Origin of the sequence: Phenylobacterium sp., assembly GCF_036563285.1 — a bacterium.
Classification (GTDB): domain Bacteria; phylum Pseudomonadota; class Alphaproteobacteria; order Caulobacterales; family Caulobacteraceae; genus Phenylobacterium.
This window is the reverse complement of record NZ_DATCMR010000006.1, coordinates 231,242-245,041: the sequence shown is the minus strand read 5'-3', so window position 1 is coordinate 245,041 and position 13,800 is coordinate 231,242. Positions and strand designations below refer to the sequence as shown.

Below are 13,800 nucleotides of genomic sequence, written 5' to 3'. Positions count from 1 at the left end.
GGAATTAGGCGGGCGCGAGCTCCTTCTCGCCCTGCTTCTCCCACTCCCGCCACAGGCGCTTCTCCTCGGCCTTCGCTGGTCCGACGGAAGCGTCCTTGATGTGGCCGAAGCCGCGGATCTGCTGGGCGACGGCGGCGATCTTCACCGCGGTCGGCAGGCGCTCGCGGGTGAGGCCCGCGAGGATGCGCTCGACGGTCTGCTCGTAGTCGCGGATCAGCCCGCGCTCCATGCGCCGCTCGTCGGAGTAGCCGAACAGGTCGAGCGGTGTCCCGCGCAGCCCCTTGAGCTTCGCCAGAACCGGAAAGCCGAAGTCCAGCATCCAGCCGCCGAAGGCGATCTTCTTCGGCCGCCCATTCGCATCCTTGGGCGCGATGATCGGCGGCGCCAGCAGCACCTTCGCCTTGCCGCCCCTGAAGGTCTCGGCTCGGTACGCGGCCCAGCGCGGATCGGTGTGGAGCCGCGCCACCTCGTACTCGTCCTTGTAGGCCATCAGCTTGTAGTAGGTGGTCGCCACCGCCCGTGTCAGGCGATCCAGCCCGAACTGGCTCTCCGCCGTGCGCACCTTCTCCACCAGGGCCAGGTAGCGCCGCGCGTAGGCCGCGTTCTGGTATTTCGTGAGCTCGCGCGCCCGGTGGTCGATCAGCTCGTCGATCGGCATGGACTCGGGCGTGGGCACGTCGTCCTCGCGCTTGCCGCGCGCCTCGGGGTCGTGCGCGGCCTTGCGGCCCAGCTCGAAGGCCTGGAGGTTGGCCTCGGCGTCCACGCCGTTCAGCCGGATGGCGCGGTAGAGTGCGCGGCTGGAGATGGGCACCACGCCCTTCTGCCAGGCGAAGCCGAGCATGATCATGTTGGCGTAGATGGCGTCGCCCAGGTTGTTCACCGCCAGGTGCTGGGCGGGCATGGCGTCGTAGGACTTCACGGCCGCGGCGATGCGGCGGGCCTGGGCCTCGGCGTCGAAGCGCACGTCGCGGTCGGTGATCAGGTCGGCGGTGGGGGCGAAATCGGCGTTGCCGAGCGCCACGGTGCGGTCCTTGGCGTAGAGCGCCAGCGCATCGGCGCCGGCCGCCACCAGCAGGTCGCAGGCGATCAGCACGTTGGCGCTGGCTTGCGGCACGCGGCCGCCCACCACCGTCTCCTCGGTCTCGCCGATGCGGACGTGGCTGAACACCGCCCCGCCCTTCTGGGCCAGGCCGGTCATGTCCACAACCGAGGCCGAGCGGCCGTCGACGTGGGCGGCCATGGCCAGGATCGAGGCCACGGTCGTCACGCCCGTGCCGCCCACGCCGGTGAAGACGATGTTGCGCACGCCGGTGAAGCTCTCGAACTCCGGCAGCGGCGTGGACTCGGCCGTCAGCGCCGGCATGGCTTCCTTGTGCGGGTTCTCCGCGCCTTCCAGCGTGATGAACGACGGGCAGAAGCCTTCCAGGCAGGTGTAGTCCTGGTTGCAGCTCGACTGGTTGATCTTCCGCTTTCGGCCGAACTCGGTGTTCAGCGGCTCGACCGAGACGCAGTGGCTGGTGCGCGAGCAGTCGCCGCAGGCCTCGCAAACCAGGTGGTTGATCATCACCCGGCGCGGCGCCTGTTCCATCTTCCCGCGCTTGCGCCGCCGGCGCTTCTCGGTGGCGCAGACCTGGTCGTAGATCAGCACCGTGACGCCGGGGATCTCGCGCAGCTCCTTCTGCACCGTGATCAGGTCGGCGCGGGGCTTCACCTCGACCCCGGGGGCGAGGTCCTTCACCTGCTCATAGCGCTCGAGTTCGGCGGCCACGACGACGATCTTCTTCACGCCTTCCGAGGCGAGTTGGCGGGTGATCTGCGGGACGGTGAAGCCGCTCTCGGCCGTCTGGCCGCCGGTCATGGCGACCGCGTCGTTGAACAGCAGCTTGTAGGTGATGTTCGAGCCCATCGCGATTGAGCCGCGGATGGCGAGCGAGCCGGAGTGGTTGTAGGTGCCGTCGCCGAGGTTGACGAAGACGTGCTTCTCCTCGGTGAACGGCGAGGCGCCAGCCCAGGTCAGCCCCTCCCCGCCCATGTGGCTGGTCAGGTCGGTGTTCGGGTCGTTGAAGCTCGCCATGTAGTGGCAGCCGATGCCGGCGAGCGCGCGGCTGCCCTCGGGCAGGCGGGTGGACGAGTTGTGCGGGCAGCCCGAGCAGAAGAACGGCTTGCGCTGCTGGTCGCTGGACAGGGTCACCGCGGCCATCGACGCGGCCGAGACGCGGTTCAGGTAGTCGTGCACCCGCTCCATGTGCGGGCCGGACGGCAGGCGGTCGGCGATCGCCAGCGCGATCTCGGCCACGCTCAGCGAAGTGATCTCGGAGAGCAGGGGCGCGCCCTGCTCGTCGGTCTTGCCGATTATCCGCGGCCGCGCATGCGCCGGCAGGTCGTAGAGCGCGGCGCGGGCCTGGGTTTCGATCAGCGGGCGCTTGTGCTCGATGACCATCAGGGTCTCGAGGCCGGCGGCGAAGCTGCGGATGCCGGTGGCCTCCAGCGGCCAGGGCATGCCGACCTTGTAGATCGCCACGCCGAGATCGGCGGCCTCGCGGCTGGTGATGCCCATGGCCTGAAAGGCTTCGATGACGTCCTTGTAGGCCTGGCCCGAGCAGACGATGCCTAGCCGCGGGCGGCCGGCCCCAAGCATCACCCGGTCGATCCGGTTGGCTCGGGCGAAGGCCAGCGCGGCGGGGATCTTCTGGGTCCGCAGGCGCCGCTCCTTGTCGAGCGGCTGGTCCTTCAGGCGGATGCCGAGCCCGCCGGCCGGCATGCGGAAGTTCTCCGGCGTGACGAAGTGGTGGCGGCTGAGCGAGACGTCGATGGTGACGCCGCTATCCATCGTGTCCGCCACCGCGATCAGTCCGACCCACAGGCCCGAGAACCGCGACAGCGCATAGCCCAGCAGGCCGTAGTCCAGCACCTCCTGCACGTCGGCCGGCGACAGCACCGGCATCTCGAAGTCCTGGAAGGCGTATTCCGACTGCGAGGGCAGGGTCGAGGACTTGCAGTTGTGGTCGTCGCCCGCCACCGCCAGCACGCCGCCCTTCGGATGGACGCCGGCGAAGTTGGCGTGCTTGAAGGCGTCGCCGGTGCGGTCGACGCCCGGCGCCTTGCCGTACCACATGCCGAACACGCCGTCGTAGCGGGCGCCCGGGAACAGGTTGGCCTGCTGGCTGCCCCACACGGCGGTGGCGGCGAGGTCCTCGTTGAGGCCCTCCTTGAAGACCACGTCGGCTTCGGTGAGGAATTTCTTGGCCCGGCCCGCCTGCTGGTCGAGGCCGCCCAGCGGAGAGCCGCGGTAGCCGGACACGAAACCGGCGGTCTTCAGCCCCTTCGCGCGGTCGAGGCGGTGCTGGTCGATGAGGACCCGCAGCAGCGCCTGCACCCCGGTGATGAAAACTCGGCCTTCGGTGAGGACAAATTTGTCGTCGAGGGTGACTTCGGCGTGCCTCATGGCAATTTTCTACCTTCCACCCCGCGCGAACCTTGTGCAATGATCATATAGGTTGGCAGCAATTGCTTACCAAAAGCGTGCCGGCCCTGGGGAGTTCCGGGGCAAGAACGACGCAAGGTTGCCGCAAGAGAAGGAGGAAAACTTGTCGGAGGTGCTCGACGCCGTCGATGCCAAGATTCTGGACCTCATCCAGCACGATGCCGGCCTTTCGGTCGCCGAGATCGCCGAGCGGGTGGGATTGTCGTCCAGCCCCTGCTGGCGGCGCATCAAGCGGCTGGAGGACGCCGGCGTCATCCAGCGCCGGGTCACCATCCTGGACCGCGACAAGCTGGGCCTGGGCTTCGAGGTCTACTGCACCGTCAAGCTGAGCCTGCCGACCAAGGACAACCTCGACGCCTTCGAGACCTCGATCACCAAGCTCGCCGAGGTGGTGCAGTGCGCGACCGTCACCGGCGCCGCCGACTACGAGCTGCGCATCGTCACCCGCGACATGCACGCCTTCGACGACTTCCTGCGCGACAAGATCCTCTCCCTGGGCCTCGTCTCCAACATCGAGAGCCGCATCGTCATCCGCAGCGTCAAGAACACCACCGCCGCCCCACTCGGCCTCGTCAGCCCGTACGTGAGCGCGCAGGGGTAACCCACCTCCCCCAGCGCGGCAGCGATGGCGGGAGGGGGACCGCACGCCGAGGGACGTCGCCAGACGTCCCGGAGAGCGGGTGGTGGAGGGGGCAGGCCCCATCCACGGACTATGATACAGCGATGCACGATGCGCTCAGCCGGCGGCTTTCCCCCTCCACCACTCGCTCTTCGGCGAGTGGTCCCCCTCCCGCCACTGCTGCCGCAGTGGGGGAGGTAGGATGATCGACCTCGTCATCGACCAGCGGCGCAAGGACTTGGGCGGGTTCGAGGTGGGCCGGGTGCTGCCTTACGCCAAGCGCCGGATGGTCGGACCCTTCATCTTCTTCGACCACATGGGGCCGGCGGAGTTCGCCCCCGGCTTCGGGCGCGAGGTGGACGTCCGCCCCCATCCGCACATCGGGCTCTCCACCCTCTCCTACCTGTTCGAAGGCGAGATGACCCACCGCGACAGCGTCGGCGTCACCCAGCCGATCCGTCCGGGCGAGGTGAACTGGATGACCGCCGGGCGCGGCATCACCCACTCCGAGCGCTTCGAGACCCTGCGCGCCCACGGCGGGCGGATGGACGGCATCCAGGCATGGATCGCCCTGCCGCGCGAGGACGAGGAGACCGAGCCCGGCTTCGAGCACCACGATCCGGGCGCACTGCCGACCTACGAGGGCGGCGGCATGTGGGCAAGGCTGATCGCCGGCGAGGGGTTCGGCGCGAAGTCGCCGGTCACCACCCACTCCCCGATGTTCTACATCCACTGGGCGCTGCAGGCCGGCGCCCCGGCGCAGCTGCCGGCCGAATACCCCGAGCGCGCGGCCTACGTGGCCCGAGGCGTGGTCGAGTTGGAGGGCCGCCAACTCAACGCGGGGCAGATGGCCGTCTTCGTCCCCGGCCAGGCGGTGACCTTCACTGCCGTCACCGACGCCGTCGTCATGCTGCTCGGCGGCGAGCCCATCGGCGAACGTTTCCTCGAGTGGAATTTCGTGTCCTCCTCAAAGGACCGGCTTGAGCAGGCCAAGGCCGACTGGCGCGCCGGCCGCATGAAGCTCCCCGACGCCGACGACAAGGAGTTCATCCCGCTCCCGGGCGATCCGCCGCCGCCGCCCAATCCGATGAGCTGAATCTTTGGTCATCGGCGGCGAGGGCTATACACTGAAAAGACGACCTTTCTCCCCGTGAATCAACAACTTATCTCTCTTCGAGAGTTGTCGCGCTGAATCGTGCATCTAGCCCTGCCGCGGAGTGTGACATGCACCGCGCCGTGCAAGATCATCCCCCTGAAGCTTTGGGCCGCGGGTTGAACATGCCTCCGATCGGGCGCAAGTGGGGAAGATGAACGTCAGCGTCTTCGACCTCTTCAAGATGGGCGTCGGTCCCTCGAGCTCCCACACCATGGGGCCCATGACCGCCGCGTGCCGGTTCTTGGCGCGGCTGAAGCATGCGGGTCAGCTGGCCCAGGTCGCCCGCGTCGAGGTCGCCCTCTACGCCTCGCTGGCGCTCACCGGCCGCGGCCACGCCACCGACCGCGCCGTGATCCTGGGATTGGCGGGCTTCGAACCCCGCAGCCTCGATCCCGATCAGGCGGAGCAGGTCGTCGACGCGGTCCGGGCCACCGGCCGGCTGAAGCTCGCCGGCGAACACGAGATCGGCTTCGACGAGGCCCGCGACCTCCTCTGGGAGGGCCGCACCCGCCTGCCGCAGCATCCGAATGCGCTGAGGTTCAGCGCTTATGACGCCCAGGAGCGGAAGCTCGCCGAGCGGACCTACTTCTCCATCGGCGGCGGCTTCGTCCGCGACGAGGATGAGATGGGCCAGAACGCCCCCTCCGACCCCGGGCCGGAGGTCCCCTACCCGTTCGACAGCGGCGCCGAGCTGCTGGAGCAGGCCGAGCGGGCGGGGCTCTCCATCGCCGAGCTGGTGCTGGCCAACGAGAGCGTGCGCCGCCCGCAGGTGGAGGTGCTGGTCGGCCTCGACGAGATCGCGGGCGCCATGTTCGCCTGCATCGACCGCGGCCTGCGCGTCGAGGGCATCCTGCCGGGCGGGCTGAAGGTGCCAAGGCGCGCCTACAAGGTGCACCAGAACCTGATCTGCGACGCCGACCGCCGCATCGCCGACCCACTGGCGGCGCTGGACTGGGTGAACCTCTGGGCCCTGTCGGTGAACGAGGAGAACGCCGCCGGCGGCCGCGTGGTGACGGCGCCGACCAACGGCGCGGCGGGCCTGCTGCCGGCGGTGCTGCGCTACTACGAGCGGTTCCACCAGGGCACGGCCGACGGGCGCCGGACCTTCCTGCTGACGGCGGCGGCGATCGGGGCGCTCTACAAGAAGAACGCCTCGATCTCCGGCGCCGAGGTGGGCTGCCAGGGCGAGGTGGGCGTGGCCTGCTCGATGGCGGCGGCGGGCTTGGCGGCGGCGGTCGGGGCGACCAACGCCCAGATCGAGAACGCCGCCGAAATCGCCATGGAGCACAACCTGGGGCTCACCTGCGACCCGATTGGCGGCCTGGTGCAGATCCCCTGCATCGAGCGCAACGCCATGGGGGCGGTGAAGGCGATCGACGCGGCGCGGCTGGCGCTGCTGGGCGACGGCCGCCACACGGTGAGCCTCGACAAGGTCATCGCCACCATGAAGCGGACCGGCGAGGACATGAGCGCGATCTACAAGGAGACCTCGCTCGGCGGCCTCGCCGTCAACATCGCCGAATGCTGAGGAGGTGATCGGCGGCGGGTGGTGGGGTCCCGCCGCCGACCGCCGGCCTAGAGCTCGGCCTTGAAGGCCTGGCCCGGCCGGCCGTCCTCCTTGAGGTCCAACGCATTCCAGTAGGCGCGGACCTCCGTGCGCGGCGGCTCCTCGCGGAGCGACGTGCGCCCGGTCTCTTCGGTCGCCGTTTCGGCCTCTTCGCGGGCCGCTTTCTGGGCGTCGGCAAGCTGCTGGTTGACGCCCTTCAGCGTCTGCAGCGCAGCCTCGCCGCGGAAGTCACTGTAGCCCAGCTCGGACTTCTTGGCCGCGGGAGCCTTGGCCTCGGCGACAGCTTCGTCGACCGGCGGCGCTTCGGCCTTCGGCGCGGCCGCCTTGGCAGTCAGCGGTTCTGCGCGCGAGACATAGGCCTGGGCGCGCCAGTCGTCCGTCTTCGCCGCGACTGCAGCGCTCTGGGGCGTCGGCGCAGCGGCAGCCTGCGGTGCAGGAGACTGCGGCGCAGGCGGAGCCGGCGTCGGAGGAGCAGGCTCGTTCGCACTGGCCTGAGGCTCAGGCGCAGGCGGCGGCGGAGGCGGAGGCGGAGGCGGAGGGGGCGCCGGCTGGGTCTGGATCACGACCGGAGCGCTCTCCTCGCTCGGCTGCGGCGGAGGCGGGGGCGGCGGGGGCGGCGCAGGCGTCGGCGCCGGCTCTTCCGCAGGGGGCGGCGGCGGCGCAGGCGTCGGCGCGGGCTCTTCCGCAGGCGGCGGGGGCGGAGGCGGCGGCGGCGGCGGCGGCGGCGGAGTCGCCTGGCTGCCGCCCTTACCCCACCCACCGAGGATACTTATCGGCATAGGACTGGACCTTTCTAGTTCAGGCCCATCCATTGCCCCACGCATGGTGATCCTCCGCTTACGGAGGGTGGTTAGTGGGTCTTAAGTGTGTTTGGCGCAACAGCGCTAGCTGAGCGCCTTACGGGTCTGTTCCCAGTACTGGGCGCCGGTGATGATGGTCACGATCGCCGCCAGCCACAGCAGGCCGTGGGCGACCAAGGTCACCGGCCCCCACAGGCCCGGGTCGTCGCCGAACGGGAAGGCGCCGCGGGCGGCCACCACCAGCTCCAGGGTGAGCGCCACCAGCTGCAAGGTGGTCTTCCACTTGGCCAGCAGGGTGACGGGCAGCTTCACGCCCTTGCCGGCGCCCACCTCGCGCAGGGCGCTGACCGTGAACTCCCGGAACAGGATCAGGCCCGCGGGGATCACCACCGCCTGCGCGCCCAAGGCCAGCAGGCCCAGGATCGCGCCGCAGACCAGCACCTTGTCCCCGATCGGATCGAGGATGGCGCCCCAGACGCTGGTGGCGTCCCACCGCCGCGCCAGCCAGCCGTCGAACCAGTCGGTCACCGCCGCCACCACGAACGCGTAGACCGACCAGCGCATCAGCCGGAACTGCGCGTCCTGGTCCAGGTGCTCGGACACGTACGGCAGGGCGCCCGCCGCCGTGGCCAGGGCCACGAACATGAACAGCGCCAGGACCAGGCGCGCGGTGGTCAGGATGTTGGGCAGGGATTTCATGGCGCGATCCTAACGTCCGAAGATGCCGCCGAGGATACGGCCCAGGAAATTGTCGAAGCCGCCCTCTTCCCGCTCGGGCTCCGGCGGCGGGGGCGGCGGGCGGACGCGCTCGACGAGGCCGGCGTTCAGGGCCGAGCTCACGAAGTCGCGCCAGATCTGGGCAGGCAGGCCGCCCCCGGTCACGCCCTTCATCGGCGAGTGGTCGTCGTTGCCCACCCAGACGCCCACGATGATGTCGCCGGTGAAGCCCACGAAGACCGCGTCGCGGTAGTCCTGCGAGGTGCCGGTCTTGCCGTAGGCCGGCTGGCCGGGGCGCGCGGCGCGGCCGGTGCCCTCGTTCACCGCGGCGCCCAGCAGCTCCAGCAGGGCCTCGCGCTCCCAGTCGCTGATCGGATGGCTGCCGACCATCGGCTCGGCGTCCGGGCTCGGGAAGGCGTAGGGGCGCACCGGCGCGCGGCCGGCGGCGACGGAAGCGTAGGCCGAGGTGAGCTCCAGCAGGGTCATCTCCGAGGTGCCGAGCGGCAGGGTGGCGTCGTTGACCAGTGGGCTCTGAACGCCCAGGTCGCGGGCGGCGTCGACGATGCGCTCGCGCCCGGCGATCTGGGCCACGCGGACGGTGGCGATGTTGCTGGACTGGGCGAAGGCGTCGCGCAGGGTGAGCTGGCGCCCCGACGAGCCGTCGAAGTTCTTCGGCGACCAGCCGCCGAGCTTGATGGGCTGCTCGGAGACGACGGTGTCCGGCCGCGCGCCGTCGCGCAGGGCGCCCAGGTAGACGAACAGCTTGAAGGCCGAGCCGGGCTGGCGCTTCGCCTGGACGGCGCGGTTGAACTGGCTTTTTGCGTAGTCGCGGCCGCCGACCATGGCCACCACGGCCCCGTCCTTGCGCAGCGCGACCAGCGCCGCCTGGCTGGCGCCCTGCCTGCGGCCAGGGCCGGCGAGGTAGGTGCGCACTGTTCGCTCGCCGAGCCGCTGGAGGCGGGAGTCGAGGGTCGTCTTGGCGCGGACCACGCCGTACTGGGCGCCCATCGCCTCCTTGATCTGCGGCGCCGCCCAGTCGGCGAAGTAGCCCCCCACCGGCAGAGGCTTGGCGGCGCGGACGCGGGCGCGGCCGGCGCGGGCGGCCTGGTCCGGCGTCACCGCCTTGGTCTCCACCATGGCGTTGAGCACCAGGCGGGCACGGTTGCGGGCGGCCTGGGGGTGGTCGACCGGGTTGAGGGCCGAGGGCGCCTTGACGAGGCCCGCCAGCATGGCGGCTTCGGCCAGGGTCAGCTTCTCCGGCTCCTTGTCGAAGTAGTGCTTGGACGCCGCGCGCAGGCCGTAAACGCCCTGGCCGAAATAGACGCTCGAGAGATAGCGGGAGAGGATCTCCTGCTTGGACAGCCGAAGCTCCAGCCACAGCGCGATGAACGCCTCCTGCGCCTTGCGCCGCAGGGTTCGGTGCGGGCTGAGGAACGCCGTCTTGGCGAGCTGCTGGGTGATGGTCGAGCCGCCCTGACGCACGCCGCCGGCCCGGGCGTTGGCGACGGCGGCGCGGCCGATGCCGATCAGGTCGAGACCCCAGTGCCGGTAGAACCGCCGGTCCTCGATGGCCACAAAGGCGGCCGACACGTGCTCGGGGAGCTGCTCGACGATCACCGGCGCGTCCTTGTAGGCGCCGCGCCGGGCCAGCGGGTGGCCGTCGGCGGTGATCAGGATCAGCGCCGGCTGCGGCAGCGGCTCGAGGGCCCTGGACACCGGCAGGCTCCAGGTCAGCCAGGCGGCGAGGACCACGCCGATGGAGAAGGCCACCAGCAGGAACATGAACAGCCGGCCCCAGCGCCGGCGTTTGCGGGGCGGGGACGCATCGGCCTCGAACCGCGGCTGGAACTCGGCGTCAGGCGTCGCCTCAGGGGCCGGCGCCGCGCCGGGCATGTAGTCGGCCGCGTCCTGCTCCCAGATGGGCTTGGCCTCGCCGAGGTCGTCCATCGTTCTCCCGAGGGCCCAAGCGGCCGCTTCGCCCCCACCTTAGGGGCTATGGCGGCGAGCGTGAATGCGGCGGCGCTGCCGCACTCTTCTTGACCCCGGAAAGCACGGAACGCACCGAACCGCCGCCGGAGCCATTCGGTGTCTTCAAACGCGCTTCGGCCCGCCCGTCAGGGTTGCAGGTCACGCCTGCCACCCCTCGTTCTTGGCCGCGGGGCCAAACCGAGGGCTGAAAAAAGGTCTGCGTCCGCCCGCCAAACGACGTTGACAAGCGCCTGCGCGGTGGAAAACATCGGGGCAATAACAACGAGACATCAGTCTCGACCAGTACCCTAGGGGGGAAATCATGAAGGTCGCACTCAGCGGCGCGTCTCGCGCCGCCATTCTCATCGCGCTCGCGAGCATGGCCTGGGCAGGCTCCGCCTCGGCCCAGACGCCGCCGCCGGGAGGGCCTCCGGCCTCCGGCCGCGGGACGCCCGATTCCCGGGCCGGCGCGGACAACAGCTCCCAGGTCGAGGAGGTGGTGGTCACCGGCTCGCTGATCCGCGGGACCCCTGAGGACGCGGCCCTGCCGGTCGAGGTCTACACCCAGGAAGAGCTGGAGAAGCAGGGCGCTCCGACCGCCCTCGAGTTCGCCAAGACCCTGACGATCTCGGGTCCGGTCACGGGCGAGGCCTACTACTTCAGCGGCGCGGCCCTGACCGGCTCGGTGCAGTACAACCTGCGCGGCATCGGGGCGGACAAGACGCTCACCCTGCTGAACGGCCGCCGCGGCAGCGAGAACACCTCCAACATCCCCGGCATGGCGCTGGCGCGCACCGAAGTCCTGAAGGACGGCGCGGCCGTGACCTACGGGGCCGACGCCGTTGGCGGCGTCGTGAACTTCATCACCCGCGAGCGCTTCGTGGGCCTCGAGGCCCAGGGCCAGTACAAGTACATCGACGGCTCCGACGGTGATTATTCGCTGGGCATCATGGCCGGCGTCGGCGAAGGCGACGTCAACTTCCTGGTCTCGGCCGAGTACGAGCACCGTTCGCGCCTGAGCACGCTGGAGCGGGACATCACCAATGCCTCCTTCACGCCCACCAGCGTGCCCGGCGGCTACAACTCGGCGCCCTGGTCGACGCTCACCAACCTGGCCGGTTGGACCCCGCGCGGCGCGCTTCCGGCGACGCCCAGCGTCGCCAACGAGTTCGGCACCGCCCTGGGCGCTCCGATCTCCGACTTCACCCCCGCCAGCTGCGCGGCGGTGGGCGGCCGTTTCGACAACAGCTTCACCTGCGCCTACAACTACATCCCCTACTACAACCTGGTGGAAGAGAACGACATCTACCGGGTCTACGCGCAGCTGAACGCGAAGATCACCGACAACATGAACTTCCACGCCGAGGCCTCCTACGGCCAGGTGGTCTCGCCGCAGGTGTTCGGCTCCCCGGCCCAGCCGGTGATCCGCGGCCCGGCCATGGCGACCGGCGCGACCAATCAGTTCTACGTGCCGATCACCAACCCGCACGCGGCTGCCTTCCGCGCTCGCACGGGGGCGCCGGCCACCACCCAAGGCTTCACGCCCACCACCTACCGGGCGTTCGCGCACGGCGGGAACCCCTTCCTGGGCGAAGGCAACGGCTTCGGCGTGCCGAGCAAGATCGACAACCAGATCTTCCGCATCTCGGCGTCGCTCCGGGGCACGCTAGGTGACTGGGCCGGCCCGGCCAGCGACATCGGCTATGACGCGGCGGTCACCTATAACCAGGCCAACCTCTACTCTGACGCCGCTGACATCATCGGCTTCCGCCTGCAGGAGGCCCTGAACGGCTTCGGCGGCCCGGCCTGTAACGCGCCGGACCTCGATCCGAACCGCTTCGGCACGCAGAACCCGGCCCTCGCGGGCAAGGGCAACTGCATGTGGTGGAACCCGTTCTCCACGAACTTCCCGAACCAGCCGGCGCGCGGGTTGGCGAACCCGAACTTCGTGGCCGGAACCGAGAACTCGGAAGAGCTGAGCCGCTGGCTGTTCGACCCCCGGGCGGACGAGACCATCACCCAGAGCATCACCGCCGACCTGGTGTTCAACGGCGGGTCGGGCATCACCCTGCCCGGCGGCGAGGTGGCCTGGGCGCTCGGCATGCAGGCGCGCGCGATCGAGAGCCGCGAGAACATCGAGAGCCCGCTCTACAACGGCAACACGCCCTGCGACTGGCCGGCCGGCACCACCAGCACGAACGGCGCCGGCACGCCGCCGCTCGAGTCCAACCCCTTCCCGACGAACGATCCGCGGTTCCGGGGCTGCACGCCGGATAGCCCCGGTCCGTTCGTGTTCTTCGGGATCAACCCGCCGAACAACGAGGACCAGCAGCAGTTCTCCTACTTCGGCGAGCTGCAGGTTCCGGTGCTCGAGAACCTCAACTTCCAGCTGGCGGTGCGCCGCGAGCAGTTCTCGGACGACCTCTCCGCCACGGTCTACAAGGTGGCCGGCAAGTGGAATGTCTGGGGGCCGCTCGCCCTGCGCGGCTCGTACGGCACCAACTACGCGGCCCCGCCGCTTGGCACGGTCCCGGGCGAGGTCAACAACGCGGTGCGCAGCTACACCATCGCCTCCGGCAACTGGCTGGGCGCCCAGTTCGTCACCGACTCCAGCCTGAAGCCGGAGACGGCTACGGCCTGGAACGTGGGCGCGATCTGGCAGAGCGACGGCTTCGCCGACGGTCACAGCCTCACGGTGATCCTGGACTACTTCAATATCGAGACCCAGGACGAGATCACCCAGATCGCCGACCCGAACCAGATCGCCAACCTGGTGTTCAACGGGCCTCCCGGGCCTGGCGGCGCGCCGAACACCGGGACGATCACCACCTGCAACCCGGCCGTCCAGCCGCTGCTCAACCGCGTCACCTTCAACAACGGCTGCACAGTCGGCATGAATTCGGTCGGCGCCTTCTCGCAGATCCAGACCCTGGTCGGAAACGGTCCGGGGCAGACCACCAACGGCTTCGACTTGCAGGCCACGTACTCGATGCCCTTCTGGCAGGGTGACCTGACGCTCGGCGCCACGGCGACCTACGTCACGGAGCTGCGCACCGGGCCGACCTCGCTGGACGGCGTGGTCGTCTCCACCGGCGACGACCGGCTGGGCACGCTGAACTTCGCCACGGTCGCCAGCGCCGCGCCGAAGCTGCGGGCCAACTTCAGCGCCAACTATGCGATGGAGCGGCAGAACCTCCGCCTCGGCGTGCAATACGTCTCGGCGGTGACGGACGAGCGTCCGGGCATCCAGTACGGCGAGAACGGCGAGGAGTGGGTCATCGTCGACGTCACCTACCGGATCGAGCTGATGGAGGACCTGGCGCTCACGGCGAGCATTGGCAACCTGTTCGACCGCGCCCCGCCGCCGGCTCAGGAAGAGCTCGGCTACGATCCGCGGCTGGGCAACCCGCTCGGCCGGACCTTCGAGATCGGCATCCGCAAGACGTTCTAGGCCTGATCGGGCAGGCGCAAAGTCTGCCTGCCCGAGGC

8 protein-coding genes are annotated in these 13,800 nt (G+C 69.9%); 4 read left to right on the top strand and 4 right to left on the bottom strand.

Annotated elements, in window-relative coordinates; all coding sequences use genetic code 11:
* Window positions 1-4: 4 nt before the first annotated feature.
* Window positions 5-3,445, bottom strand: a complete 3,441-nt coding sequence (locus tag VIL76_RS06095; protein WP_332044106.1) for an indolepyruvate ferredoxin oxidoreductase family protein — start codon at window positions 3,443-3,445, stop codon at window positions 5-7.
* A gap of 142 nt (window positions 3,446-3,587) precedes the next feature.
* On the opposite strand from VIL76_RS06095, the gene VIL76_RS06090 reads away from it, so the two are divergent.
* The 3 genes from VIL76_RS06090 (at window position 3,588) to VIL76_RS06080 (ending at window position 6,787) form a co-directional block, all read left to right on the top strand.
* The gene (locus VIL76_RS06090; RefSeq protein ID WP_332044105.1) at window positions 3,588-4,085 is read left to right on the top strand and encodes an Lrp/AsnC family transcriptional regulator; all 498 of its coding nucleotides are present in this window, start codon (window positions 3,588-3,590) and stop codon (window positions 4,083-4,085) included.
* 220 nt (window positions 4,086-4,305) lie between these two features.
* A complete protein-coding gene (locus VIL76_RS06085) occupies window positions 4,306-5,199 on the top strand; it encodes a pirin family protein (protein ID WP_332044104.1) in 894 nt (297 codons plus the stop codon).
* A gap of 211 nt (window positions 5,200-5,410) precedes the next feature.
* Window positions 5,411-6,787 (top strand): L-serine ammonia-lyase, encoded by a 1,377-nt coding sequence (locus VIL76_RS06080; RefSeq protein WP_332044103.1) that lies wholly within the window; start codon window positions 5,411-5,413, stop codon window positions 6,785-6,787.
* 47 nt (window positions 6,788-6,834) lie between these two features.
* On the opposite strand, the gene VIL76_RS06075 is transcribed toward VIL76_RS06080, so the two are convergent.
* The 3 genes from VIL76_RS06075 to VIL76_RS06065 form a co-directional block, all read right to left on the bottom strand.
* Window positions 6,835-7,389, bottom strand: a complete 555-nt coding sequence (locus VIL76_RS06075) for a hypothetical protein (RefSeq protein WP_332044102.1) — start codon at window positions 7,387-7,389, stop codon at window positions 6,835-6,837.
* A 321-nt stretch (window positions 7,390-7,710) separates the two neighbouring features.
* A complete protein-coding gene (gene pgsA, locus VIL76_RS06070; protein WP_332044101.1) occupies window positions 7,711-8,325 on the bottom strand; it encodes a CDP-diacylglycerol--glycerol-3-phosphate 3-phosphatidyltransferase in 615 nt (204 codons plus the stop codon).
* A 9-nt stretch (window positions 8,326-8,334) separates the two neighbouring features.
* Window positions 8,335-10,290 (bottom strand): PBP1A family penicillin-binding protein, encoded by a 1,956-nt coding sequence (locus VIL76_RS06065; RefSeq protein WP_332044100.1) that lies wholly within the window; start codon window positions 10,288-10,290, stop codon window positions 8,335-8,337.
* A gap of 343 nt (window positions 10,291-10,633) precedes the next feature.
* Here VIL76_RS06065 and VIL76_RS06060 point away from each other — a divergent pair, with 343 nt between their 5' ends.
* Window positions 10,634-13,762, top strand: a complete 3,129-nt coding sequence (locus VIL76_RS06060; RefSeq protein ID WP_332044099.1) for a TonB-dependent receptor domain-containing protein — start codon at window positions 10,634-10,636, stop codon at window positions 13,760-13,762.
* Window positions 13,763-13,800: the final 38 nt, after the last annotated feature.

Coding starts and splice junctions, on each gene's coding strand:
- VIL76_RS06085 (WP_332044104.1), top strand. CDS start 4,306: ATGATCGACCTCGTCATCGACCAGCGGCGCAAGGACTTGGGCGGGTTC.
- pgsA (WP_332044101.1), bottom strand. CDS start 8,325: ATGAAATCCCTGCCCAACATCCTGACCACCGCGCGCCTGGTCCTGGCG.
- VIL76_RS06080 (WP_332044103.1), top strand. CDS start 5,411: ATGAACGTCAGCGTCTTCGACCTCTTCAAGATGGGCGTCGGTCCCTCG.
- VIL76_RS06065 (WP_332044100.1), bottom strand. CDS start 10,290: ATGGACGACCTCGGCGAGGCCAAGCCCATCTGGGAGCAGGACGCGGCC.
- VIL76_RS06060 (WP_332044099.1), top strand. CDS start 10,634: ATGAAGGTCGCACTCAGCGGCGCGTCTCGCGCCGCCATTCTCATCGCG.
- VIL76_RS06095 (WP_332044106.1), bottom strand. CDS start 3,445: ATGAGGCACGCCGAAGTCACCCTCGACGACAAATTTGTCCTCACCGAA.